This is a genomic window from Streptomyces sp. HSG2, assembly GCF_016598575.1.
In the GTDB taxonomy this organism is placed as follows: domain Bacteria; phylum Actinomycetota; class Actinomycetes; order Streptomycetales; family Streptomycetaceae; genus Streptomyces.
In genome coordinates, this window is the sequence record NZ_CP066801.1 from 17,685 (window position 1) to 39,219 (window position 21,535).

General features: G+C 70.7%; 23 protein-coding genes and 5 pseudogenes. 13 read left to right on the top strand and 15 right to left on the bottom strand.

All coding sequences use genetic code 11. The features are described 5' to 3' along the window. Positions 1-212: 212 nt before the first annotated feature. Genes JEK78_RS00110 through JEK78_RS00120 form a run of 3 tightly spaced genes read right to left on the bottom strand, consistent with a single transcriptional unit; the run spans position 213 to position 2,217 of the window. Entirely contained in the window at positions 213-965 is a 753-nt protein-coding gene (locus JEK78_RS00110) for an SDR family NAD(P)-dependent oxidoreductase (protein WP_200262051.1), read from the bottom strand. Then, entirely contained in the window at positions 962-1,945 is a 984-nt protein-coding gene (locus JEK78_RS00115) for a ketoacyl-ACP synthase III (protein ID WP_200262050.1), read from the bottom strand. Before JEK78_RS00115 ends, JEK78_RS00110 begins: the two co-directional genes overlap by 4 nt. Before the next feature lie 11 nt (positions 1,946-1,956). Beyond that, complete coding sequence (locus JEK78_RS00120; protein ID WP_200262049.1) at positions 1,957-2,217, bottom strand: hypothetical protein; 261 nt, start codon at positions 2,215-2,217, stop codon at positions 1,957-1,959. A 197-nt stretch (positions 2,218-2,414) separates the two neighbouring features. Between JEK78_RS00120 and JEK78_RS00125 the strand changes: the two genes are divergently transcribed. The 7 genes from JEK78_RS00125 (at position 2,415) to JEK78_RS00150 (ending at position 8,804) form a co-directional block, all read left to right on the top strand. Next, a complete protein-coding gene (locus tag JEK78_RS00125; protein WP_200262048.1) occupies positions 2,415-3,299 on the top strand; it encodes a class I SAM-dependent methyltransferase in 885 nt (294 codons plus the stop codon). A gap of 5 nt (positions 3,300-3,304) precedes the next feature. Further along, positions 3,305-4,816 (top strand): NAD(P)/FAD-dependent oxidoreductase, encoded by a 1,512-nt coding sequence (locus JEK78_RS00130; protein WP_347341196.1) that lies wholly within the window; start codon positions 3,305-3,307, stop codon positions 4,814-4,816. Positions 4,817-4,857: 41 nt separating this feature from the next. Then, positions 4,858-6,366, top strand: coding sequence for an FAD-binding protein (locus tag JEK78_RS00135; RefSeq protein WP_200262047.1), 1,509 nt, complete (start codon positions 4,858-4,860; stop codon positions 6,364-6,366). Positions 6,367-6,434: 68 nt separating this feature from the next. Beyond that, positions 6,435-6,947, top strand: coding sequence for an SRPBCC family protein (locus JEK78_RS00140; RefSeq protein WP_200262046.1), 513 nt, complete (start codon positions 6,435-6,437; stop codon positions 6,945-6,947). Beyond that, positions 6,944-7,825, top strand: a complete 882-nt coding sequence (locus JEK78_RS00145; RefSeq protein WP_200262045.1) for an alpha/beta hydrolase — start codon at positions 6,944-6,946, stop codon at positions 7,823-7,825. The genes JEK78_RS00140 and JEK78_RS00145 overlap by 4 nt, the downstream gene beginning before the upstream one ends. A gap of 89 nt (positions 7,826-7,914) precedes the next feature. After that, complete coding sequence (locus JEK78_RS23630) at positions 7,915-8,040, top strand: hypothetical protein (protein WP_277953055.1); 126 nt, start codon at positions 7,915-7,917, stop codon at positions 8,038-8,040. Then, positions 8,037-8,804 (top strand): 4'-phosphopantetheinyl transferase superfamily protein, encoded by a 768-nt coding sequence (locus JEK78_RS00150; protein ID WP_200262044.1) that lies wholly within the window; start codon positions 8,037-8,039, stop codon positions 8,802-8,804. The genes JEK78_RS23630 and JEK78_RS00150 overlap by 4 nt, the downstream gene beginning before the upstream one ends. On the opposite strand, the gene JEK78_RS00155 is transcribed toward JEK78_RS00150, so the two are convergent. The 6 genes and pseudogenes from JEK78_RS00155 to JEK78_RS00180 form a co-directional block, all read right to left on the bottom strand. Further along, on the bottom strand, positions 8,794-9,786 hold the full coding sequence (locus JEK78_RS00155; protein ID WP_200262043.1) for an AraC family transcriptional regulator: 993 nt from the start codon (positions 9,784-9,786) through the stop codon (positions 8,794-8,796). The genes JEK78_RS00150 and JEK78_RS00155 overlap by 11 nt on opposite strands. A 134-nt stretch (positions 9,787-9,920) precedes the next feature. Then, positions 9,921-10,541, bottom strand: a complete 621-nt coding sequence (locus tag JEK78_RS00160; protein ID WP_200262042.1) for an anthrone oxygenase family protein — start codon at positions 10,539-10,541, stop codon at positions 9,921-9,923. Continuing rightward, on the bottom strand, positions 10,538-11,197 hold the full coding sequence (locus JEK78_RS00165; RefSeq protein ID WP_200262041.1) for a hemerythrin domain-containing protein: 660 nt from the start codon (positions 11,195-11,197) through the stop codon (positions 10,538-10,540). The genes JEK78_RS00160 and JEK78_RS00165 overlap by 4 nt, the downstream gene beginning before the upstream one ends. Positions 11,198-11,318: 121 nt before the next feature. Continuing rightward, entirely contained in the window at positions 11,319-12,146 is an 828-nt protein-coding gene (locus JEK78_RS00170) for an NmrA family NAD(P)-binding protein (RefSeq protein ID WP_200262040.1), read from the bottom strand. Between the two features lie 114 nt (positions 12,147-12,260). Continuing rightward, positions 12,261-12,725, bottom strand: a complete 465-nt coding sequence (locus tag JEK78_RS00175) for a DUF1772 domain-containing protein (protein ID WP_242483198.1) — start codon at positions 12,723-12,725, stop codon at positions 12,261-12,263. Positions 12,726-12,876: 151 nt separating this feature from the next. Then, positions 12,877-13,019: pseudogene (locus tag JEK78_RS00180) on the bottom strand (ATPase); the annotation flags it as partial. A gap of 80 nt (positions 13,020-13,099) precedes the next feature. Between JEK78_RS00180 and JEK78_RS00185 the strand changes: the two are divergent. After that, positions 13,100-13,675 (top strand): annotated as a pseudogene (locus tag JEK78_RS00185) (transposase); the annotation flags it as partial. Between the two features lie 328 nt (positions 13,676-14,003). Here the strand turns inward: JEK78_RS00185 and JEK78_RS00190 are convergent. Next, positions 14,004-14,726: pseudogene (locus JEK78_RS00190) on the bottom strand (IS3 family transposase); the annotation flags it as partial. A gap of 162 nt (positions 14,727-14,888) precedes the next feature. Here JEK78_RS00190 and JEK78_RS00195 point away from each other — a divergent pair. After that, positions 14,889-16,604 (top strand): IS1634 family transposase, encoded by a 1,716-nt coding sequence (locus JEK78_RS00195; RefSeq protein ID WP_200262037.1) that lies wholly within the window; start codon positions 14,889-14,891, stop codon positions 16,602-16,604. On the opposite strand, the gene JEK78_RS00200 is transcribed toward JEK78_RS00195, so the two are convergent. Both JEK78_RS00200 and JEK78_RS00205 read right to left on the bottom strand, forming a co-directional pair. Beyond that, on the bottom strand, positions 16,586-16,894 hold the full coding sequence (locus tag JEK78_RS00200) for a hypothetical protein (RefSeq protein ID WP_200262036.1): 309 nt from the start codon (positions 16,892-16,894) through the stop codon (positions 16,586-16,588). The genes JEK78_RS00195 and JEK78_RS00200 overlap by 19 nt on opposite strands. Further along, positions 16,891-17,223, bottom strand: coding sequence for a transposase (locus tag JEK78_RS00205; protein WP_200262035.1), 333 nt, complete (start codon positions 17,221-17,223; stop codon positions 16,891-16,893). Before JEK78_RS00205 ends, JEK78_RS00200 begins: the two co-directional genes overlap by 4 nt. Before the next feature lie 97 nt (positions 17,224-17,320). Here JEK78_RS00205 and JEK78_RS23095 point away from each other — a divergent pair. Next, positions 17,321-17,449: pseudogene (locus JEK78_RS23095) on the top strand (IS3 family transposase); the annotation flags it as partial. 17 nt (positions 17,450-17,466) lie between these two features. Here JEK78_RS23095 and JEK78_RS00215 read toward each other — a convergent pair. Both JEK78_RS00215 and JEK78_RS23100 read right to left on the bottom strand, forming a co-directional pair. Continuing rightward, positions 17,467-18,396, bottom strand: a complete 930-nt coding sequence (locus JEK78_RS00215; protein ID WP_242483202.1) for an aminoglycoside phosphotransferase family protein — start codon at positions 18,394-18,396, stop codon at positions 17,467-17,469. Positions 18,397-18,461: 65 nt separating this feature from the next. Then, positions 18,462-18,812, bottom strand: a complete 351-nt coding sequence (locus tag JEK78_RS23100) for a hypothetical protein (protein ID WP_242483203.1) — start codon at positions 18,810-18,812, stop codon at positions 18,462-18,464. Here JEK78_RS23100 and JEK78_RS00225 point away from each other — a divergent pair. Next, a pseudogene (locus tag JEK78_RS00225) lies at positions 18,763-18,888 on the top strand (transcriptional regulator); the annotation flags it as partial. The gene JEK78_RS23100 and the pseudogene JEK78_RS00225 overlap by 50 nt on opposite strands. Before the next feature lie 388 nt (positions 18,889-19,276). On the opposite strand, the gene JEK78_RS00230 reads toward JEK78_RS00225, so the two are convergent. Further along, positions 19,277-20,026, bottom strand: coding sequence for a helix-turn-helix domain-containing protein (locus JEK78_RS00230; protein ID WP_200262070.1), 750 nt, complete (start codon positions 20,024-20,026; stop codon positions 19,277-19,279). A gap of 239 nt (positions 20,027-20,265) precedes the next feature. Here JEK78_RS00230 and JEK78_RS00235 point away from each other — a divergent pair, with 239 nt between their 5' ends. Both JEK78_RS00235 and JEK78_RS00240 read left to right on the top strand, forming a co-directional pair. Next, positions 20,266-20,958 (top strand): DUF4097 family beta strand repeat-containing protein, encoded by a 693-nt coding sequence (locus tag JEK78_RS00235; protein ID WP_200262071.1) that lies wholly within the window; start codon positions 20,266-20,268, stop codon positions 20,956-20,958. 44 nt (positions 20,959-21,002) lie between these two features. Continuing rightward, positions 21,003-21,506: a GtrA family protein gene (locus JEK78_RS00240; protein ID WP_200262072.1), complete on the top strand. Its 504-nt coding sequence runs from the start codon at positions 21,003-21,005 to the stop codon at positions 21,504-21,506. Positions 21,507-21,535: the final 29 nt, after the last annotated feature.

Here is a 21,535-nt window from a genome sequence, read left to right on the forward strand (position 1 = left end):
ACACACGCACTCCTCCCGGACTCCCCTGCTTCCGGCCCTCTTCCTCCCAGGGCCGGCCACGTGCCCTCCGGCGCCCCACGCGGGCCGACGCCCCTGTGCCGGCAGGCAATTCGGCAGGTGACACCGCGCGACCGCACCCCTGCGCGGCACCCACGGCGTCCGGGAGGGGCACACCCTCGTGCCCCTCCCGGACTCGTCACCGCGGGCCCGCCTCACATGACGGAGACGCCGCTGTCGATGCTGACCACCTGACCCGTCATGCAGTCCTGGTCGAGGAAGAGCGACACACCGCGGGCGACCTCCTCCACCGTGACGAACCGCGGCACCGGCGCCTTGCTGGCCATGTCCTCCACGACCCGCACCGGGAGGTCCTGGGTCATACCCGTGATCATGAACCCCGGCGAGAGAGCGTTCACTGTCACCCCGCGTCGCCCGCACTCGGCGGCCAGCGTCCGGGTCATACCGATGACCCCGGCCTTGGACGCGGAGTACGCCGTCTGCCCCGCGGTGGCGATCAGGCCCGAGGGCGAGACGACGTTGACGATCCGGCCCCAGCGCCGGCGCAGCATGTGCGGCAGCGCGACCCGGCAGGTGTGGAACGTGCCCAACATGTTGGTCCGGATGACCTCGTGCCAGTCGTCCGGGGACTGCATCGCCATGAGGGCGTCCCGGCGGATCGCCCCGTTGTTGACCACGACCTCGATCGGCCCGAGGGCCTCCTCGACGCGGCCGTACAGATCCTTGACCTCCTCCCAGGACCCCACGTCCGCGCCGACGACCACGGAGTCGTGCGTCAGCTTCGCGCGCACGGCCTCGGCCTGTGAGGCCGCGCTGCGGTAGTGCACGGCCACTCGGCAGCCCAGCGCGTCCAGCTCCACCGCGAGCGCCTGCCCGAGCCCGCCGGAAGCGCCGGTGACCAACGCCACCGGCGCGGCGGGGCGCTGCCCGGCTCCTTGTACGCTCACGCGGCACCCCCCCAACGCATCAGCACCGAACCCCAGGTCATCCCCGCGCCGAACCCCGCGAACAGCACGAGTTCCCCGGGGCGGATCCCCCCGGCGTCCAGCGCCTCGGCGAGGGCCAGCGGGATGGAGGCCGAGGCGGTGTTGCCGTACCGCTCCAAGTTGGTCACCAGGGCCTCCGGCCGCAATCCAGTGTGCTGGAGTACGGAGTTGATGATGCGGATGTTCGCCTGGTGCGGGACGACGTGGTCCACCTCGGTGGGCGTGACCTTGGCGCTCTCCAGGGTCTCCCGCACCGTGCGGACCGTGAAGCGGACCGCGTGCAAGTAGATCTCGTTGCCCTTGATCTGCGCGTAGTGGAGCCCCTGCGCGACCGTCTCCGGAGTGGTGGGCATCCGGCTGCCGCCGGCCGGCACCTTCAGTGCGTCGGCGCAGGAGCCGTCCGCGCCCAGGTTCCACGCCAGTACCGGGTCCCCCGGTCCCGGCACGAGCACCACCGCGGCCGCTCCGTCCCCCACCAGAATGGACAGATCGCGGTCGGCCGGGTTGGCGGTCAGCGTGTGCGTGTCCGACCCGATCAGCAGGATCGGCCGGCGGTCCATGCGCAGGATGCCCATGGCCGCGACCAGGCCGTACACGAAGCCCGCGCACTCGGAGTTGACGTCCATGGCCCCGCCGCCGATGCCCAGCTCGTGGTGGACGAAGGCGGAGGTCGCGGGCGAGGGCTGCTCGGGTGTGGCTGTGGCCACGATCAGATGGGCTATGTCGGCACCGGTCAGACCGGCCTTCTCCAGCGCCGCGCGGCCCGCCTCGACAGCCAGCGAGGCGGTGGTCTGGCCGGGGTCGACCGCCCGCCGCTCGCGGATGCCGCAGCGGCTGACGACCCAGTCCTCGTCGACCCCGAAGCGGTCCGCCAGTTCGGCGCTGGTGATGACGCGTTCGGGCAGGGCCGTGCCCCACCCCGAAATGTCGAATCCACTCATGTGACGTACTGTCAGCGCTCGGCCGGCTGAGGAACGAGCTCCATCAGCTTCTTGTGCACGTCCTGCATGGTGGTGGTGTCGTCCAGGTCCGCGAAGAGCGACTCGTCGGCGGGGATGTCGGGGTGCTCGTTCTGGAAGTTGTAGAGCCACTCCATCAGGTCCAGCGAGTCCACATCCGCGATGTGCTGGATCGGCGCGTCGGGGGTCACCTCGGTGGCCCCCGAGACTGCGGCGAGCTGCTGCGCGAGTTCCTCGACGGTCGGCAGTGCCATGGTTGTTCCTCTCTGAACGCGACGGACGGTCGTGTCCGCATGGAAGCCGCTCCTCGCAATCCAGCCGCAACAGCGCGGTCACACCGTGGTGTTGCGGTCGGATTGCGCTGATTCGCTTGGCTCACCCCCAGCACGGTTCAGGCGGCCGGACGGCGCGAGAGCGCCTCGACGGCCGAAGCTGCGAAGAGAGGGCGAGGATGGCGACGATTGCCTCCCACACCGGGGAGCCGGAGCTGGACGCGGTCCGCCACCACTACGAGGTGGGAAACGAGTTCTACCGTCTGCTGCTGGGCCCCAGCATGATGTACAGCGGGGGCTACTGGGAGCAGGGCGAGGGCCTGGTCGAGGCTCTGGACGTGGCGCAGGAACGCAAGCTCGACGTGTTCGCCGATCTGGCGCGGGCGGCTGGACGCAACCGCGTGCTCGACATCGGATGCGGCTGGGGCACCCTCGCCCACCGCCTCACCACGAAGCACGGCGTACGGGAGGCCGTGGGCCTCACCCTGAGCCGTACCCAGGCCACCTATGTGGCGGGACTCGGCAACCCGGCCATCACCACCCGGGTCGAGAGCTGGTCGGAGCACCGCGCCCCCGGCGCGTACGACGCCGCCTTCTGCGTCAACGCCCTGGAGCACTTCGTCCCCTCCAGCCTCCCCCCGAAGGAGCGGACCAAGCGCTACCGCTTCTTCTTCCAGCAAACGCACGAGGCGCTGGTCCCGGACGGCCAGTTCGTCCTGCACACGATGACCGCCGAGGCCCAACCCATCGGGCGGAAGATCCTGGCGGACCTGAAGTTCCTCCAACGCTCCGAGTTCACCGGGATGCACATCCCGCACCTGCACGAGCTGGCGGCGGCGACCGAGGGCCTGTTCGAGGTCGTGGAGCTGGTCAACGAGCGCGAGGCGTTCGCCCGCGCCTGCCGCGCCTGGCTGGCCCGGCTCGCCGAGCGGCGCGACGAGGCGGTCGCGCTGGAGAGCGAGGAGGTGGTCGCCCGCTTCGAGCGCTACCTGGACATCTTCGCGTACACACTGGAGGACCGCTTCTTCAACAACTTCCGGCTCACGCTGGCCCGCAAGGGGTGAGGGGCGTGGCAGAGGCACCCATGGAGCCCGCACGCGACCTGCGAGTGGCGGTGATCGGCAGCGGCTTCTCGGGACTCGGGACCGCGATCCGGCTCCAGCAGCAGGGCATCGAGAACTTTCTCGTCTTCGAGCGGGCCAACGAGGTCGGCGGCACCTGGCGGGACAACACCTACCCCGGCTGCGCCTGCGACGTGATGTCGCACCTGTACTCTTTCTCCTTCGCGCCGAACCCCCACTGGAAGAGCACTTTCGGCAAGCAGCGCGAGCTGTTCGACTACCTGCGCGACTGTGCCGACCAGTTCGGCGTGCGCTCCCGCATCCGCTTCCGGCACGAACTCACCGAGGCGCGCTGGGACGACCTGCACAAGCGCTGGCTGCTGACCACGACCGGCGGGAACTACACGGCCCAGGTGCTGGTCACCGGCACCGGCTACCTCAGCGAGCCGGCCATCCCCGACATCCCTGGCCTGGCCAGCTTCGAGGGCGAGGTCTTCCACTCAGCGCAATGGCGCCACGACCTGGACCTCACCGGCCGCCGGGTCGCCGTGATCGGCACCGGCGCCTCCGCCATCCAGTTCGTGCCCGCCATCCAGCAGGAGGTCGGCCACCTGGACCTCTACCAGCGCACCCCGCCCTGGATCGGGCCCAAGAACGACAAGGTCAACAGCGCCCTGCAGACCCGCCTGCTGACGTCCGTGCCCGGCTATCAGCGCTTCCGGCGGAACTTCAACATGTGGGGCCGGGAGATCCTCGCCTTCGTCATGGCGCGCCCCGCGCTCGCCGCGAAGATGCAGAAGATGGCCTCCGACCACCTCAAGAAGAGCGTGCCGGACGAGCGGCTGCGGGCGGCGCTCACGCCCGACTACATCATGGCCTGCAAGCGCCTGCTCTTCTCCGACACGTACTACCCGGCGATCCAGCAGCCCAACGTGGAACTGGTCACCGACGGCATCGCCAAGGTCACGGCCGACGCCGTGGTCACCGCCGACGGCCGGGAACGGCCGGTGGACACGATCATCCTCGGGACGGGCTTCGAGGCCGTACGGCGCCCGATCGCGGAAAGGCTCTTCGGGCGCGACGGCGTCAGCCTCAAGGAGGCGTGGAGCGAGGGCATGAACGCCCACCGCGGGACCTGCGTGACCGGCTTCCCCAACCTCTTCATGCTGCTCGGGCCCAACACGACCCTGGGACACTCCTCCCAGGTGATCATGATCGAGGCGCAGATCACCTATCTGCTCGACGCCCTGCGGACGATGGACCGCCGCGGGCTGGCCAGCGTGGAAGTGCTCCCCGATGCCCAGCGGACCTACAACGAACAGCTCGAACGACGGCTCAGCGGCACCGTGTGGAACGCGGGCAACTGCCGGAGCTGGTACCTCGACGAGCACGGGCGCAACCCGTCCATCTGGCCCACGTACACCTGGCGCTTCCGCCGGGCCGCCAGGCGCTTCGACCCCGCCGAACACGCTCTGAGCACCACGGAGGACTTGCGCGCCCCCGTGCCCGCCGCGTCCTGACGACCACGTACCCGCGACCGACGAGACACGGAGTTTCCCCGATGATCCTGCACACTCCCTCCCGCAGAGCGGTCCTCGGCACAGTGGGAGCCGCCGCCACTGTGATCGGCTGGAACGCCACCACTGGGAGCTGGGCATGGGCCGCCGACAGCGCCCGCCGTCCCGGCGACCAAGTCGTGCCCGTCCCCGACCTCGACGGCACCCTCACCACCGACACCTCCCAGTTCGACTCCTACACCCACGACTTCGGCCGCCTCGTGACCGGCACGGTGCCGTGGGCGGTGCTCACCCCCGGATCGGTCCAGGACATCGCCAAGATGATCGGCTACGCCAGGACGAACGGGCTCAAGCTCGCCGTCAATGGCCGCGGTGGCACCGGCGGGGACCTGGAGTCCCACTCCTGCTACGGCCAGGCCGCCGTCTCCGGGGGCATCTCGGTGAATGCCCGGGGCATGGCGCGCATCCTGTCCACCGGCTCCGACTCCGTCACCGTGGAGGCGGGCGCGACCTGGGCGGAGATCACCGACCACCTGCTCCCCCGGGGCCGTACGCTGCCCGCCCTGCCCGACTACCTGCGGCTCTCCGTCGGCGGCACCATCAGCGTCGGCGGCATCGGCCTGACCATGGGCACCGAGGGCCTGGTCGCCGACAACGTGCGGTCGATGGTGGTGGTGACCGGCACCGGCGAGGTGGTCACCACCTCGCCGAACCGTCGGCCCGAGCTGTTCCGCACCGCGCTGGCGGGCGGCGGACAGGTCGGCGTCATCGTCCAGGTGACCCTGCGGACCGTGCGCGCCGCCGAACGGGCCACCGTCTTCAGCCTGTTCTACAACGATGTCGCCTCCTTCATGGAGGACTCCGAGATCCTGCTGGCGGACCACCGCTTCCAGATGCAGGGCGGCGAGATGGTCCAGCGCCCGGACGACTCGGGCTGGCGCTACAAGATCGAGGCGGTCGCCACGTACTCCGGCGGCCAGATCCCGGACCGCGCCCAGTTGCTGCGGGGACTGCGGGACGTACGCGCCGACGCGCACATCGATGACTTCGCGCTGCGCGACTACCTCTTCCGCGTGGACGGCTTCGAGGCGTACCTGAAGGACGTCGGCCACTGGTACCAGCCCAAGCCCTGGCTGAGCCTTTTCCTGCCGCGTTCCTCGGCCGCGCGCTTCCTGCGCCTGGCGGAGGCCGAGCTGACGCCGGACGGGCTGGGCGCGGGGGCGCTGCTCAGCTACCCCTACCTCACCTCCAACGTCACCGCCCCCATGGCCGTGCAGCCAACGGAGCGGGTGGGCTACCTCTTCGACCTGCTGCGCTTCCCGCACCCCGGAACCGGGGCCGACGACATCTCCCGCATGGTGCAGCAGAACCGCTGGCTGTACGACCGGGCGGTGGAGATGGGCGGCAAGCGGTGCCTCGTCGGCGCGGTGCCCGGGCTGACCAACGCCGACTGGCGCCGCCATTTCGGCCCGGCGTACCGGGCGCTGAGCGAGGCGAAGCGGCGCTTCGACCCCGGCAACGTCCTCACCCCCGGCCAGGGTTTCTTCGGCTGACCCACCGCGGCCCCGGGCCGCTCCACGAGAACGGCCCGGCCCCGTCGATTCCGTGAGGAGGAGTACAGTTGAAAACCTATGACCTCGTCGACGAGACGTTGCTCGCCGCCGGCCAGGACACGGTCTGGGAGTCCCTCGTGGGGGAACTCGCAGGCGCCGCCCGGTGGTGGGTGCCGGACAACACGTTCCAGCCGGTGAACGGCGCCCCGGACCGGGTGGGCGCGCTCACCCGGGTCACCGTTCACACCAAGGGCGTGGACAAGGGCGGCAAGAAGATCCGGTTCACCGCGCGCACGACCGCCGTGGAGCCGGGCAGGCGTCTCGCCCTCGAGTACGTGGAGGGGGCCTTCCGCGGCACGGCGGAGTTCACCCTCGCCCCGCTGGACGACGGCGGCACTCAACTGGCGATGCGTTTCCGGGCCCGGCCGCACGGCGGACTCGCCGTCTTGGCCCGGCTCGTGGACATCGGCGCGCAGCACACCCGCGCCACCCGGGCGGCGTTCGGCCGGCTCGGTCGCCTGCTGCCCGCCGCGCCGACCCCGGCTGGTTCCGCCGCCCCGCTCCCCGAGGTCTCCCGGTGACCGCGCCCGCCCCCGGTGAGACGTACCTCGGTACCGAGGACGGGGCCCGGCTGGCGGTCTCCGTCCTGGACCCGCTGGAGCGGGGCGACGAGGACCGGCCCCCGGTGGTGCTCGCCCACGGCTGGGGCGGTAGCCGCCGGATCTGGAGCCCGGTGACCGACCGGCTGCTGCGGCGCGGCTTCCCGGTGGTCGCCTATGACCTGCGGGGTCACGGCGCCTCCACGTTGGGCGCCCACGGGGTGACCGCAGCCGCGATGAGCGCTGACCTTGCGGCGGTCGTCCGGTACGCGGGAGGCGCGCCGCTCGTCGTCGGCCACTCCGGCGGCGGATTCGCGGCGCTCGCCCTGGCGGCCGCGCCTGAGCCCGATGCCCGCCCGGTGGGTCTGGTCCTGGTCGCCTCGGCGGCGCACGACCAGGACACCCCCGAGAACGAAGCGCGGATGATGGAGGCGCTGCTCTTCTCCTGGGCCCTGCGCCGCCCCACTGTGGGCCGGGCCCTGCTGCGGCAGATGACGGGCGCGGCGCTGGCCCCCCGGCTGCGCGAGGTCAATCGGCAGTTGTTCGCCTCGACCGCGCCGGAGGTGCGGGCGGCTTGCTTCCGCTCCTCCCGGGGCATGGACCTGCGGGCCGCTCTCGCGGACGCGCGGCTGCCCGCCGCGGTCCTGGCGGGCGAGGCCGACCGGGTCATCCGGCCCGAACTGGGCCGGGAGCTGGCGTCGGCCCTCCCGGACGCCGTGTTCACGTCGATCCCGCGTGCCGGGCATGTCCTGCCTCTGGAGCACCCGGAGGCCGTGGCCCAGGCCGTCGCCCGGATCGCCGAACGGGCCGTGGAGCGGGCCCGCACCACCTGGGGCGCCGAGGAGACGGGCACCCTGTGAGCAGGGTCCTCCCCGGCCCGTGCACTGTCCGGGACACCGTCCGGTGCACCGCCGGGGCCGTCCCAGCGCCGGGTGACGAGGAGGGCCCGGTGCGGATCCGTACGGGGGTCGTGGCGCCCCGTACGCCGGGCCTCACCCCGCTTCCCGTACGGGCCGACGCGCCGCTCCGCGTGCGAGGCGTCGTGCCGTTCGCCGTACGGACGGACGTGCCGTGATCGAGTGGCTGGTGCCTGTGGGGGTCGCCTGGGCGGAGGCGTTCGACGACACACTCCTCCGGCCTGCGGACCCCCGGGAACTCGCCCTGGTCCGGGGCCGTCCGGAGCGGGTCGTCCGGCAGTTCGCCGCCGCACGCACCTGTGCCCGCCGCTGCCTGGACGCCCTCGGCGCACCGCCCGGCCCGCTGCTGCGCACGACGGACGGCGCTCCGGCGTGGCCGACGGGGTTCGTCGGCAGCGTCACCCACTGCGCGGGGTACCGGGGCGCGGTGGCGGCGCGCGCCGACGCCTGGGGGGCGCTGGGCGTGGACGCCGAACCCGCCCTCCCACTGCCGCCCGGTGTCCTGGGGCTGGTCGCCTCGCAGCGCGAGCGGCGGATGGTGGCCCGGCTCACCGGGAAGCATCCCCGTCTGCCCTGGGACCGGCTGCTGTTCAGCGCCAAGGAATCCGTCTACAAGGCGTGGCACCCGGCCACCCGCCGGTGGATCGGCACGGCCGCCATCGAGGTCGCGTTCACCGCCGGAGGTCTGCTGACCGCCGAGGTCCACCCCGACCGCACGCCGCCGCCTCCGGTGCGGCGACGGTCGGAGAACGGCCAGGCGGCCGGGCCCGGCGCCGGGGCGCCGGGACACGGCGGCGTCGCGGCGCGCTACATGGGCCGCTGGTGCGTGGACAGGGGACTGCTGCTCACCGCCGTGGCGGTGCCCGCCCGGACTCCCCCGACGGTTCCCGCGCGGTGCGCCGGGCCGCAGGTCAGCGTCTGAGAATGACCGTCCGGTCGTCGGAGCCGGTGGCCATGGCCTCGCCGGCCCGCTTGCCCCGGCGGAACTCCTGCGGGCTGACGCCGCGTTCCCGCTTGAACGCGGCGCTCAGGGCGAACGGGCCCGAGTACCCCACCCGCTGGGCGATACCGGCGACGGACAGCTCGGGGTCTCGCAGCAGCTCGGAGGCGAGCGTCAGCCGCCATCCGGTGAGATAGGACATCGGTGGCTCACCGACGAGCTCTGTGAAGTGACGTGCCAGCACCGCCCGGGAGGTCCCGACGGAGGAGGCGAGCGATGCGACCGTCCACGGCTCGCTGGGCCGCTCGTGCAGCAGCCGCAGAGCCCGCCCCACCACCGGGTCGCTCTGGGCCCGGAACCAGAGCGGCGCGCCGGTGCCCGGCTCCATGAGCCAGGAGCGGAGGACGCTGATGAGCAGCAGGTCGAGCAGCCGGTCGAGGACCACCTCCTGGCCGATGTCCTCCTTGTCCACCTCGGCGGCCAGCATGCCGATCAGCGGGGCCCGCGCGGCGGAAGCGGGCTGGACCAGCAGGGCCGGCAGGCCGGCGAGCAGCCTGCGCCCGACCTCGTTGGGCGCCTGATAGGTGCCGCTGAGCATCATGGCCGACCCCGTGCGGTGTGGCTCCCCCCAGGTGCGTACGCCCAGGGACATCGCTTCGGTGACGTTCTCCCCGTCAATGGTGTGGCAGCGCTGCTCGGCGTCGACGGTGATGCCCGGGCGTGTCGCCGGGTCGTCGACGAGCGTGTACGGTTCGGGGCCGCGCAGGACCGCCACGTCCCCCGCCGCCAGCCGCACCGGGTCGCAGCCCTCGCGGAGCACCCACGCCGAGCCGTGCATCATAGTGACCAGCGACAGGGGCGCGCGGTCCTCGATGCGCAGTCCCCACGGGGGGTTGAACACCGATTTCAGGAGGAAGGCACCCCGCGCCTTGGGGCTCCCCAGCAGGCCGCTGAGCGTATCCACAACCGTCACCTCGCACCGTTTCGCTGTCGTTTCTCGCGGCGCGCGCCTCGGCCCCGGCCGTTCCCCTCCCGGGAGGAGGCGCGACCGTGAGTCCGGCCTATCGAGAGGACCGGACCCACGATGGTTCTCGTGTGTCAACGCGCCCGGGTGATCGTCCGCCGCCGGGCCGCGTCTCCCAGCAGGGCGAGGGCGGCGAGGCACGCGACCGTACGGACCGCGTTGGCCCTGCGCCAGGGTCGCTCGTAGGCGGCTCTCGCCGCCGCCAGGTCGGCCGCTGACGTGCCCGAGGCGTCGCGCAGCCTGCGGTTCAGGGGCAGGTTGACGCAGATCGTCACCACGACGCTGAGGCCGTACAGCACTGCGGCCGAACGAGCCTCCCGGGCGGCGGCGCTCCCGTCCGCGCGGTCGAGTCGGCGGGCGGCGACACCGGTGGCCAGGAACACACCCAGGAAGAGTGCCCCGAAGGGGGCGTTGTCGTCCAGGGCGTCATTGGCCCGGCGCATCGCGGCGACGAACCTCTCGTCCCCCCGCCGCGCGAGGGCGAGCATCACACCGACGTCGAACCCGAGGTAGAGGCCGGCCATCAAGCCGGTGCCGATGGTGGCAGCGACAAGGACGGGGTCCGGTGGCGTGGCGGCCGCCGGGAGGGCGCGGGAAGGACGCATGGTGTTCCCCTGGTCGGATCGACGGGCGGCGGACGCGGCACCGCCGGCGCGGCAGCCGGCCACCCGGAGGCCCTGCAGCAGGCCGTTCACCGGGGGTCCAGGATTCCGGTGAGCGAGCGGCGGTAGGCACCTTGCAGCAGGGTGCGTCCCATCAGGCGCACCGGGCCGGGCATCAGCCCGTCCGGCTGCGGGAGTCCGTCAAGCAGCCACGGGGGCAGGACCCGCTTGACGCGGAGGGGCGCCGCCGCGAGAACGCGGCGTTCCAGGGCGGCGAACACCTCGGCCGGTACGCGGGCGAAGACCGGGAAGGTCAGCTTCTCCTCCTCGTGCAGGTGCCGGTGGAGGACGGTGTCGAAGGTGTCGACGGGGCAGCCGATCAGCTCGGCGTTTCCTCCCTCCAACGCCCTGGTCACGCGGAGCATCGAGTCGTCGAGGGCCACATGGTCCTGGACCATGCGATGGGACCCGGCCGCGATCTCCGGTACGTGCTCGATCAGACCCGGCCAGAGGATCTGGTCCTCGGTGCGGTGGTGCCAGTCGACGATGGCTCTGAGCTGCCGCCACCATTCCGCGGCCCGGGGAAGACCGGCGGAGGTCAGAAGCGGCGCCGCAGCCACCAGCCGCCGGGAGTCGCGTCTCAGCGCGAGGTGCGTCTGCGCGAATCCGCGAAGATGGCGGGGCAGCGTGTCCACGCCCCTACCTCCCCACAGCAGCCCGTCCATGGCGTCCCTCTCTTCTCTGAGCATCCCCCGGCGTCTTCGCCGAGGGCGCCTGGCTTGATCGGTCTGTGGCGATACACGGCCAGTGCGGTGATCCGCCGTCCGGTGCACCCTGTTCAGGCGGATCACCACTGCCGGACACCGGTGATCAGGCGTCCCAGACTCCGGTGGCCGCGGCCTCCTTGGCGTAGTCCGAGAAGTCCTTGGGCTCTCGCCCGAGCGCTTCACGGACGCCGTGCACCACGCTGGCGTTGCGGCCGTCGACGATGAGGGTGAAGAGGTCCGCGAACTCCTCCGGCTCGCCGAGCTCTCGCAGCGCCGCGCGGTAGTCGTCGGCACTGACCGGCACGTAGGTGATGGTCCGGCCAGTGGCCGCCGACAGCTCCCGGACCACGTCGTGGAAACTCAGCAGCCGGGGACCGGACAGTTCGTAGGTCTTGCCGATGTGACGGGCGTCGGTCAGTGCGGCGACCACGACGTCGGCGATGTCGTCGGCGTCCACGAACGGTTCGACGGCGTCCCCGGTGGGCAGCGCCAGTTCACCCGAGCGGACCGGATCGAGGAAGAAACTCTCGCTGAAGTTCTGGTTGAACCAGTTGGCTCGGACGACGGTCCAGTCGCAGCCGGACGCCTTGAGGGCGTCCTCACTGGCGACGGCGCCCTCCTCACCCCGGCCGGACAGCAGCACCAGGCGGCGGACACCCCGCGCGACAGCGAAGGCGGCTAACCGCTCGACGGTCTCCTTGGCGCCGGGGAACGCGAGGTCCGGGTAGTAGGTCACGTAGGCGGCGGAGACCCCGCCCAGCGCGGTCTCCCAGGTGCTCTCGTCCTCCCAGACGAAGGGGATCTCGCTGCTGCGGGAGCCGACCCGCGCGGGGCGGCCGTGCGCTTGGAGGCGGTCGACAACCCGTCGTCCGGTCTTGCCGGTGCCGCCTATGACAAGGATGGGTGCGGTGTTCTGCGCTTGAGTGCTCATGACCTTCATTCAAGTCTCCACGCGGCAGACGGTACATAGCCCTCAGACTCAGATGCATACGCGATCGTCTCGATCTGCGGGTGGGACACGTACGTCTGGAACACCCCACGGGGTTCACTGGGCGAGGGCCACGGCCATGAGGACGAAGGCGGCGACGGCGAACAGGGTCCGCACTCCGTGCAGGGTGTTCCACCGCCCCTCGAACGCCCCCCGGGCGGCCCGCTCGTCGCCCCGGTGACGGGAATTCTCCAGCGCGTTGTTCAGGGGGACGTTGCCGCCCGCGGTGATCAGATGACCCACCAGCGCGCAACCGGCGGCAGCCCCCACGAGGGCCGTCTCGCTTCCGTCGCGCGCCTCCGGCACCACCAAGAACGATGCGGCGGGGAAGGCCAGTGAGCCGAGGAAGAGCAGCAGGAACACCGGCCCGGGAACCCTTCGGTTCACCGTCCGCATGACGAGGGTGAACGAAGCGTCGTCCACCTCTCTCAGGGAGGGCATGACACCCGACTGGAAGGCGAGCATGTATCCGGCGTACAGCCCGGTGCAGACGAGGGCGAGGACCTCAAGATCTTCCGACATACAGATCATCATCGTCGCTTCTGCCCCGTCTTCGCAGGGCTTGTTCCGGACTTGACGGGAGCGAGGCGCCGAGCCCGGAAGGAGGGCCCTCTTCGGCGTCCGGCGGCGGTACGGCGAGGGCCCGACGGGGGTACGGCGCGTCGTTCAAGCGCAGCTCGACCGTGGTCCGTGTCGGCGCGCCGGGCGGCTGACGGCGGAGCGGACGAGCGCGGCAAAGTTCGAGGTGTCTTCCAGGCACCCGGCCTCGATCCGCACCAGCAACCGGTCGTAGATCGCGGCCGAATCCTCTTCGCCGTCCGAGGGACCGACATCCATGTTCAGATACGCCGCCGCCGTCCGCCGCCGATCCACCCGCCCGAACACCCCCGCCATCGAGGGTCCCCGCCACGGCCTGGACGGCAGCGATCGAGCCCGGCGGCGAGATCCGCGACGGCGCCTGGGTCGCCGAACTGTCCGGCGACTGCCTCAAGAGCTGGCCGAAGGGAACGCGGCTGATCGTCCGCAAGGAACGGCCCCACCCCGGCGCCCAGTTGCGGATCACCAACGCTGACGGACTACGGCTGACCTGCTTCGCCACCAACACCACCAACATGCCGATCGCGGCACTGGAGCTGCGGCACCGCCAGCGGGCACGGGCCGAGGACCGCATCCGGGCCGCGCGGGCCACCGGCCTGCGCAACCTGCCCCTGCACGACACCGCGCAGAACCAGATCTGGCTGGAGATCGTCCAGCCAGATCTGGACCTGCTGGCCTGGATGCCGATGCTCGCTCTGACCGGCGAAATCCGCAGGTGGGAGCCCCGCCGTCTCCGGTTCCGCCTTCTCTCCGCCGCCGCCCAGATCGTCACGACCGCCCGCCGCCGGCACCTGCGGTTCGCACGCCACTGGCCCTGGACCGACGTGATCACCGACGCCCTGGCGCGGCTCGAAGCTCTCCCAAATCCCGGCTGACCAGCACGTTCCCGTCCCTGCGATCAGCACCACCCGACCGGAGCCGTGGAACCCGGCGCCCACCCGACGCGACAGCCGGGCCATCAGCGTGCCCGCCACCGACCCGAGCAACCGAAACGGCCCGCCGAAGAAGCCGACGGACCGTCACGAAAGATCGAGGCTAGGGTCGTCCGTATGATGATCGACACTGGGGCCGCCGGGTTACTCTTCGCATCCCTCCAGGCGGACGCCCTCACCAGCCCGGACCAACTGCGCGAGCTCTACTCGCAGCCGAACCCGAACTCGCTCCGCAAGGAGATGGGCCTTGACCCCGAATCCTGGACACGGGCTATGCGGCTTGAGCCAGCGTAGTTGATGTTGCGGCGAGTGCCGTCTCGTAGGCGATCGGGCTGCGTTGTCCGAGTCGTGAGTGGCGGCGTCGGGTGTTGTAGCGGTTCAGCCATCGGAAGGCGTCGAGCCGGGCTTCGCGCTCGCTGGACCAGCTCTTGCGGCCTTGGAGGGTTTCCCGCTTGAACGTCGCGTTGAAGGACTCGGCCAGCGCGTTGTCCGCCGAGCTGCCGACCGCGCTCATGGACTGGCGGACACCGGCCTTCGCGCAGGCGTGGGCGAAGGCCCGACTGGTGTATTGCGCCCCGTGGTCGCTGTGCATGACGGCCCCCGCGAGGCTGCCGCGGGTCCGTATCGCCGCGTCCAGGGCATCGGTGACGAGCTCGGTCCGCATGTGATCGGCCAGCGCCCATCCGGCCAGGCGGCGCGAGGCGAGGTCGATGACCGTGGCGAGATAGAGGAACTTCCCACCGTCCAGCGGGAGATACGTAATATCGCCGGCATACCTGGTGTTCGGCTCCGTGGCGGTGAAGTCCCGGCCGATCAGGTCGGGCGCCTTCGCGGCGGCCGGGTCCGGGACCGTGGTGCGGTGTCTGCGGCGCAGGCGCGTCCCGGCGATACCGGCAGTGCGCATGAGGCGGGCGACGCGCTTGTGGTTGACGCGCTCACCGTCCTCGCGGAGCTCGGCGGTGATCCTGGGGACACCGTAGGTGCCGTCCGACTCCCGGTCCTGGGTTCGACGTAATTCGAGGGTCCTGGAGGCTCTTGCGGGCTGAAGGTGCAGGTCATCGGGGCGCGGACGGCGCAAACGGCTGGAATGGCCTAGAGACACGACTTTCTTGATTCACCTGTGTTGGCCTGCTACTTCGGCCTATCGTCTGGATCCATGTACGTGAGGACGACGAAGCGGGAGAACAAGTCCGGCACGGTCCGGTACCTGCATCTGGCCCACAACGAGTGGGATCCGGTGAAGGGGCGGGCGGTGCCGAAGGTGCTGTTCACCTTCGGCCGCGAGGACGACCTGGACCGCGAGGCGGTCAGGCGTCTGGTCATGTCTCTATCGAAGCTGCTGGAGCCGGGCGACGCGCTGGCCGCAACCGCGGCGTCGGACCTGGAGTTCGTCTCCTCGGTGCCGTTCGGCGGCGCCTATGTGCTCGACCAGCTGTGGCGCCGGCTGCGGATCGACCAGATCGTGGGCCGGGTCGGGCAGCCCAAGCGAGGCCGGCGCCGGGACATGACCGCGACCGAGCGGGTGCTGTTCGCCCTGGTCGCCAACCGGGCGCTGGCCCCGTCGTCGAAGCTCGCGGCGGCGGAGTGGATCACGAACGACGTGCACATCGACGGCCTGGCCGAGACCGGCGAACAGCCCTGCTACCGGGCGATGGACTGGCTGCACGAGGTGCAGGACGACTTGGAGAAGCAGGTGTTCGACGAGGTCGCGAACCTGCTGAACCTGGAGGTCGACCTGCTGTTCTTCGATACCACCAGCACCTACTTCGAACTGGAGGAGCCCGACGAGCCCCTCGCCCGCAACGACGCGGGCCGGCGCCTGGACGCCGACGATGTGGACGACAACGAGGCCAGGCAGGCCGGGTTTCGGACCTACGGCAAGTCGAAGGACTCCCGCGACGACCTGCCGCAGATCGTGATCGGCATGGCCGTCACCAGGGACGGCATCCCGGTCCGCTGCTGGTGCTGGCCGGGCAACACCTCCGACCAGACGCTGATCCGGCAGGTCAAGGACGAGATGCGGGACTGGACCCTGTCCAAGATCGTGTGGGTGGCAGACCGCGGTTTCTCCTCCGCCGCCAACCGCCGCTACCTGCGCAAGGGCGACCACGCCTACATCATCGGCGAGAAGCTCCGCTCCGGAAGTCCCGAGGTGCAGGCCGCCCTGTCCCGCCAGGGCCGCTACCAGGACGTCGGCGAGAACATGCGCGTCAAGGAGGTGCGGATATCCGACACCGACCGGTTCGTCATCTGCCACAACCCTGAAGCGGCCGAGCGTGACCGGCACATGCGCGAACAACTCGTCGCCCAGCTGGCCGGCTTGATCGCCGACACCGACAAGCTCAGCGACTTCAAGCGGGGTGAACTACGCGGGAAGATCGCCGACAAGCCCGGCCTGAACCGCTACCTTCGCGCTACCCCGGCCGGCAAGCTCCGCGTCGACCAGGCGAAGATCAAGGCGGAGGAGAACCTCGACGGGAAGTACCTCCTGCGCTGCTCGGACCCCCACCTGAGCGCCGAGGACATCGCGCTGGGCTACAAGCAACTGCTCGAAGTCGAGCGCGGCTGGCGCGACATGAAGCAGATCATCGACCTGCGGCCCGTCTACCACCGCCTCGAAGAACGCATCCGAGCCCACGTCATCCTCTGCTGGCTCGCCCTCCTCCTCATCCGGATCACCGAGACCACCACCGGCAAGACCTGGCCGCACATCCGACGCGAACTCGACCGCCTCCATCTGGGCACCTTCACCGGCCGCACCGGCACGTTCCAGCAGGTCACCACCCTGACCAAGCCTCAGCGCGACCTACTCGCGAAGCTGGACATCCCCGCCCCCAAGCAGGTCGTCTCACTTCAGCCCACACCTCGCTGACCAGCGAGAACACCACCGCCTAGAGACACGCCCTCCAGGCGGACACACGCATGTCCACCCAGGTCAGGCCCCAGATTCGCCTCTCCAGACTGCCGAATTACGTCGAACCCGGGCCGGTGGACGGTTTGGATCCGTGCGGCGAGCTGGGCGTCGGCCGCCCGGCGGGCCGCCCGGTCCGGTGCGGTCCGGCGCCAGTAGTAGAAGCTGGAGCGGGCGATGCCCAGGACCTGGCACAACCGCTTCACGCCGTATCGGCGCTGGTGGTCGCAGACGAACTGGAAGCGGTTCACCAGCGCGTCTCCCCGGCGAAATACTTCGCGGCCTTCCGCAGGAGCTCGCGTTCCTCCTCCAGCTCGCGGATCTTCTTCCGCGCGGCGGCGAGCTCTGCCTGAAGCGAAGACTCCGGCACCGCCGGACCCTCCGGGCGGCGGCCACGGGGACGGGCGGCACCGGCCGCCCGGATCCAGTTCCTCAGCGTCTCCGGGTTGACCCCCAGATCAGCGGCGACCGACTTGATCGTCGCCCCGGGCCGCGACTCGTACAGCGCGACCGCGTCCGCCTTGAACTCAGGCGGGTAGTGCTTCATGACCACGGGACATCCGTTCTCCTGGACCTTCAAGATCCAAGTGTCTCGGGTGTCCAGGATCCGGGGTCAAGGCCCCTGGGCCCTGCTCAAAGAAAAGATTGGCACCCGCGTCTGGCCCGACCGGGCCACCGCCCGTGCCGACGTCTTCGATTTCATCGAGACGTTCTACAACCGCCGCCGACTGCGCAGACACAAGGTCTTCGGCTACCTGACCCCGGCCGAGACCCGGCAACGGCACCGACACACCCTCGCGGCATAACCATCGAGTGTCCAAGATCACGGGGAAACATCACAGGTGTCAGCCAGAGCCATGAGGAACCGAGTCTCTGCGTCCGCCCGCCCCGCACACATTCTGGGGACCGCCACGAGGGCGGCCAGGGCTCGGCACCAACCCAGCACACGATGAGGAGACATGCCAGGAACCAGCGCCGCCAGCTCCTCGATCCTTTGCTCCAGCGCCGCTGGAGCAACAACTCCTTCAAGCGCCCAGTCCACAGCGTCGAAGTCCGGGTCGCCCCACGTCGGCCTCGGATCAATCGCGATCAAGCGGGCGCCCAGACCAGACAGCACGTTGGCAGGATGAAGATCGCCGTGCACGAGTCCCACAGGGCCAGTGCCTGCGAGTTCCCGAGCTGCCGCTCGCGCCCGCCAGAGCACCTTCGAGGCAGCCGGATCGTTCACGTCGCCCGCCGCCAGCCTGCGGTCGGTCAGGTCGAACATGACGTCGACGCGGTGTGAGAGAGGCCGCAATACCGAGTGCTCACCCGGCGCGGGAGCAGGGTCCCGCAGGTCCCGCAGCAGCGCCGCGACCTCCGCCACCTTCCATGCACGTCGGCTCACCTGCACTCCCGGCTCCACATCCTCCAGAAGCAGGGCCCCGGCTGCCAGATCGTGTGTCAGCAGCGTGACAACCGACGGCGTCCTTGCCCAGACCCGTAGAGCTTCAGCTTCTTCCCGGGCAATCGCGGGATCCGGCGTGACTTTCAACCACGCCCAGGTGCCGGTGTCCCGCTTGAAGCAGCGGAACACCCGCGAGGTGCCCCCTCCACCCGCCGCGACCAGTGCCAGATCCCAGCGGACAGCGAGTTCGTCCACGAGAGCCGGCAACTCATCACACCAGGCCAGCACCTCGGCTCCGAATCGAACGACGAACCGGTCCCGGACCTCTGGTGCGACACAGACCAGCTCTCTCAACTTGTCCCCCACGGGTGGTAGATGCGATCTCGCATCCTAGGACCGCAGCCCTTGCACGTCCCACAACACATCGATCGTCACAGAGAGCGGAGAGTGGTCTCGTCGAACCACCGAACACGGCTCTCAGGCTTGTCGACGGTGCCAGTCCCGAGGGCGTGAACAAAGCGGGCGCACCGAGCCATTGGCTGGCACTCATTGCGCAACTTCAGACAGCCGAACCTGCCAGCAGAGCCCTCGGGGTCCTGGTGGCAGTCGACCAGGCGCGCGATGCCGAGCACGACTCCGGTGGTCAGCTCGCGGCCGCGGATCGTGCGGGGACGCGAGCGGTCCTCGATGCCCTTGGCGCCGGTCAGGATGCACGCGACGTGCGGCTGCTGGACCCGGCTGTCGAACCACCTGGCGTGCCTGCGCGACTGCGTCCTGGTCATCGCGGTTCCGGTGGGCCGGCGCACCCGCTACGAGCTCGCCGACGAACGCCTCGGGCATGCGCTGGACGCTCTGCGCACCGTACGGCGCGACCGCCGACACCCTCTACGTCCATGGGTCCGTGGCCGGCCACAGCCTCGTTCAGGCGCCCTACGCGGTGGGGGCGGCCATGGGGGTGCCGTCGACCACCACGGCCGTGTGGCACAGGCGCCCCGCGGCCAGGACTGCGTCCAGGTCCGGGCGTCGGGTACGGCCCTTCTCACGCGTGCGGCGCAGTGGGCCGGTTGAGCCGTCCCGGCCGCTCCGTGGCGAGGCGGGGGCGGGCTTCCGGGGTTCTGCGACGAGCTTCCAGCGAGGCTTCAGCGGGTCTGTGGTGAGGCTCCGGTGGGCCCAGGGACGCCTGCACGGCGATCGTGCGCGCCGGACGCGCAGGGGTGGTGAGGGGTGGGGGCAGGTGGGACGTGGCTCAGGCGGCGCCGTCCGAGGTCGTCCCGGACGTGAGGTGCTCGGGCTTGGTGTAGAGGACGTCGCGGGCCTGTTCCGCGGCGCGGGCGGTGCTCTCGGAGACGAAGTCCAGGAAGCGGGCGATGTTCTCCAGGCGGGCACCGGCCGGGGTGTGGGAGCCGAGGACGCCGACGCCCTGCCGGGCGGTCTCGACGACCTGGGCGATGGACCGGGCGCTGGCCATCATCGACTGGTACCAGACGTCGTCGTCGACGACGTAGCGCTCGCGGCGGCGGTCGTCGCGTTCGCGGCGGACGAAGCCCTGGCTCTCCAGGAACGCGATCGCCTTGGACACGGACGCCGGGCTGACCTGGAGGCGCTGGGCGAGGTCGGAGGCGGTGAGGCTGCCCGAGTCGGTGAGGCAGAGGCAGGCCAGCACCCGGGCCATCATCTTGGGCATGCCGGAGGCCATGACGACGGTGGTGAACACCTCCTCGTACTCGCGCACCGCCTCGGCGTCGCGCCCGTGGGGCTGCGCCGGCGTCCTGGGATCGCGGGGCGCGGTCTGCCGGCGGCGGTGTGCGCGGTGTTCGGTGGCGCGGTGGGCCAGGTCGGCGCGGTAGGAGGTGGGGCCGCCGTTGCGCATCACCTCGCGCGTGATCGTCGAGGTGGGGCGGTCCAGGCGCCTGGCGATCTCGGCGTAGGCGAGGCCGTCGGCCAGTCCCAGCGCGATCTGCTGGCGTTCCTGCTGGGTGAGCCTGCCTCCCGGCATCGCGGTCTCCTCACGTGTTCCGTGGTGTCTGCCACCATCACGTCTTCCACCATAGCGTTCAATCGCAGCCTATTGCAACGAAAGAGATCGGGGAAGTTGCATTAGCTTTAACGCCATTGCAACGTTTTCCTGTCAACTACCTGCGCAAATGTCGAACCTGTGCGACGAGCATGTTGCTAGATCTATGAACGCAACGTAGCGTTTCCATCATCAGAAACAACGAACCGAAGGAGTGCACGATGCAGCTGGACAAGAGCGCGACGCAGAGGTTCGACACCCCCGCCCCCGTCGCGGCCGTCATCGACATCCCCGCCGGGCACCTCCGGTTCATCGCCGCCGACCGGACCGACACCACCGTCGAGATCCTGCCCGCCAGCGCCTCCAGGAGCCGCGACGTGAAGGCGGCGGAGCAGACCACGGTCGCCTACGCCGACGGTGTCCTGCGCGTCGAGGCCCCGGCGGCCAGGAACCGGCTCATGGGTCCTTCCGGAGTCATCGAGGTGACCGTCCAGCTGCCCGTCGGATCCCACGTCGAGGCGAAGGCCGCCAGCGCCGAACTGCGGGGCGTCGGACGCCTCGGCGACGTCGTCCTCGAGGCCGCGCAGGGCACGGTCAAGCTCGACGAGGCCGCGAACGCCCGCCTCGCCCTCGCCGCCGGCGACGTCACCGTCCACCGCCTGAACGGCCCCGCCGAGATCAGCACCCAGAAGGGCGACCTCCGCGTCACCGAAGCCGTACGCGGCAGCGTCACCCTGCGCACCGAGCACGGCGACATCACCGTCGGCGCCGCCCGCGGCACCTCCGCCACCCTCGACGCCGGCACCAGCTACGGCCGCATCCAGAACAGCCTCAACAACACCGACGGACCCGACGCCGCCCTCACCATCCACGCCACCACCGCCTACGGCGACATCACTGCCCGCAGCCTGTAGCAGCCCCCGACACCAGGAAGGACATCAATAGATAGGACACCACCATGAAGCCGCTGCCCGGAAAGAGGTGCGCGGTGGCGGCTTCGGCCGGTCCCGGGCCGATCGCCTCGTTCGTACGGTTCGTGATCTCCGGCGGCGGTGTCGGAGTCCTCTCCAGCTTCGCCGTACCGCTGCTGGCCGTGACGATGCCCTGGGTGGTCTCGAACGCCATCGTCACCATCCTCTCCACCCTGCTGTGCACGGAGCTCCACGCCCGCTTCACCTTCGCCAAGGGGCGCGGCGCCGGATGGCGGGAGCACTGGCAGTCCGCGGGCTCGGCGACCGCCGCCTTCCTCGCGACCGGCATCGCCGTCCACGTCCTGCACCTGGTGCAGCCCTCCGCCGGCCTGCCGACCGAGCACCTCGTCTATCTCGGCGCCTCGGCCCTCGCCGGCGCGGGCCGCTTCCTCGTCCTGCGCCTGTACGTCTTCGCCGGCCGCCCCGCCCGTGCCGTACGGCCCTCGGCGCGGCAGGGGGCGGCGGCCTCCCCCGTCCTCGCGGTCGCGTAGGCGCGTCCGCGAAGTCCCGTACGGTCAAC

Bases quoted from the DNA above. Each gene is read 5' to 3' on its own strand.
- JEK78_RS00115 (WP_200262050.1), bottom strand. From the start codon at position 1,945: ATGAGTGGATTCGACATTTCGGGGTGGGGCACGGCCCTGCCCGAACGC.
- JEK78_RS00120 (WP_200262049.1), bottom strand. From the start codon at position 2,217: ATGGCACTGCCGACCGTCGAGGAACTCGCGCAGCAGCTCGCCGCAGTC.
- JEK78_RS00125 (WP_200262048.1), top strand. From the start codon at position 2,415: ATGGCGACGATTGCCTCCCACACCGGGGAGCCGGAGCTGGACGCGGTC.
- JEK78_RS00135 (WP_200262047.1), top strand. From the start codon at position 4,858: ATGATCCTGCACACTCCCTCCCGCAGAGCGGTCCTCGGCACAGTGGGA.
- JEK78_RS00165 (WP_200262041.1), bottom strand. From the start codon at position 11,197: ATGCTCAGAGAAGAGAGGGACGCCATGGACGGGCTGCTGTGGGGAGGT.
- JEK78_RS00170 (WP_200262040.1), bottom strand. From the start codon at position 12,146: ATGAGCACTCAAGCGCAGAACACCGCACCCATCCTTGTCATAGGCGGC.
- JEK78_RS00175 (WP_242483198.1), bottom strand. From the start codon at position 12,725: ATGTCGGAAGATCTTGAGGTCCTCGCCCTCGTCTGCACCGGGCTGTAC.
- JEK78_RS00195 (WP_200262037.1), top strand. From the start codon at position 14,889: ATGTACGTGAGGACGACGAAGCGGGAGAACAAGTCCGGCACGGTCCGG.
- JEK78_RS23100 (WP_242483203.1), bottom strand. From the start codon at position 18,812: ATGACCAGGACGCAGTCGCGCAGGCACGCCAGGTGGTTCGACAGCCGG.
- JEK78_RS00230 (WP_200262070.1), bottom strand. From the start codon at position 20,026: ATGCCGGGAGGCAGGCTCACCCAGCAGGAACGCCAGCAGATCGCGCTG.
- JEK78_RS00235 (WP_200262071.1), top strand. From the start codon at position 20,266: ATGCAGCTGGACAAGAGCGCGACGCAGAGGTTCGACACCCCCGCCCCC.
- JEK78_RS00240 (WP_200262072.1), top strand. From the start codon at position 21,003: ATGAAGCCGCTGCCCGGAAAGAGGTGCGCGGTGGCGGCTTCGGCCGGT.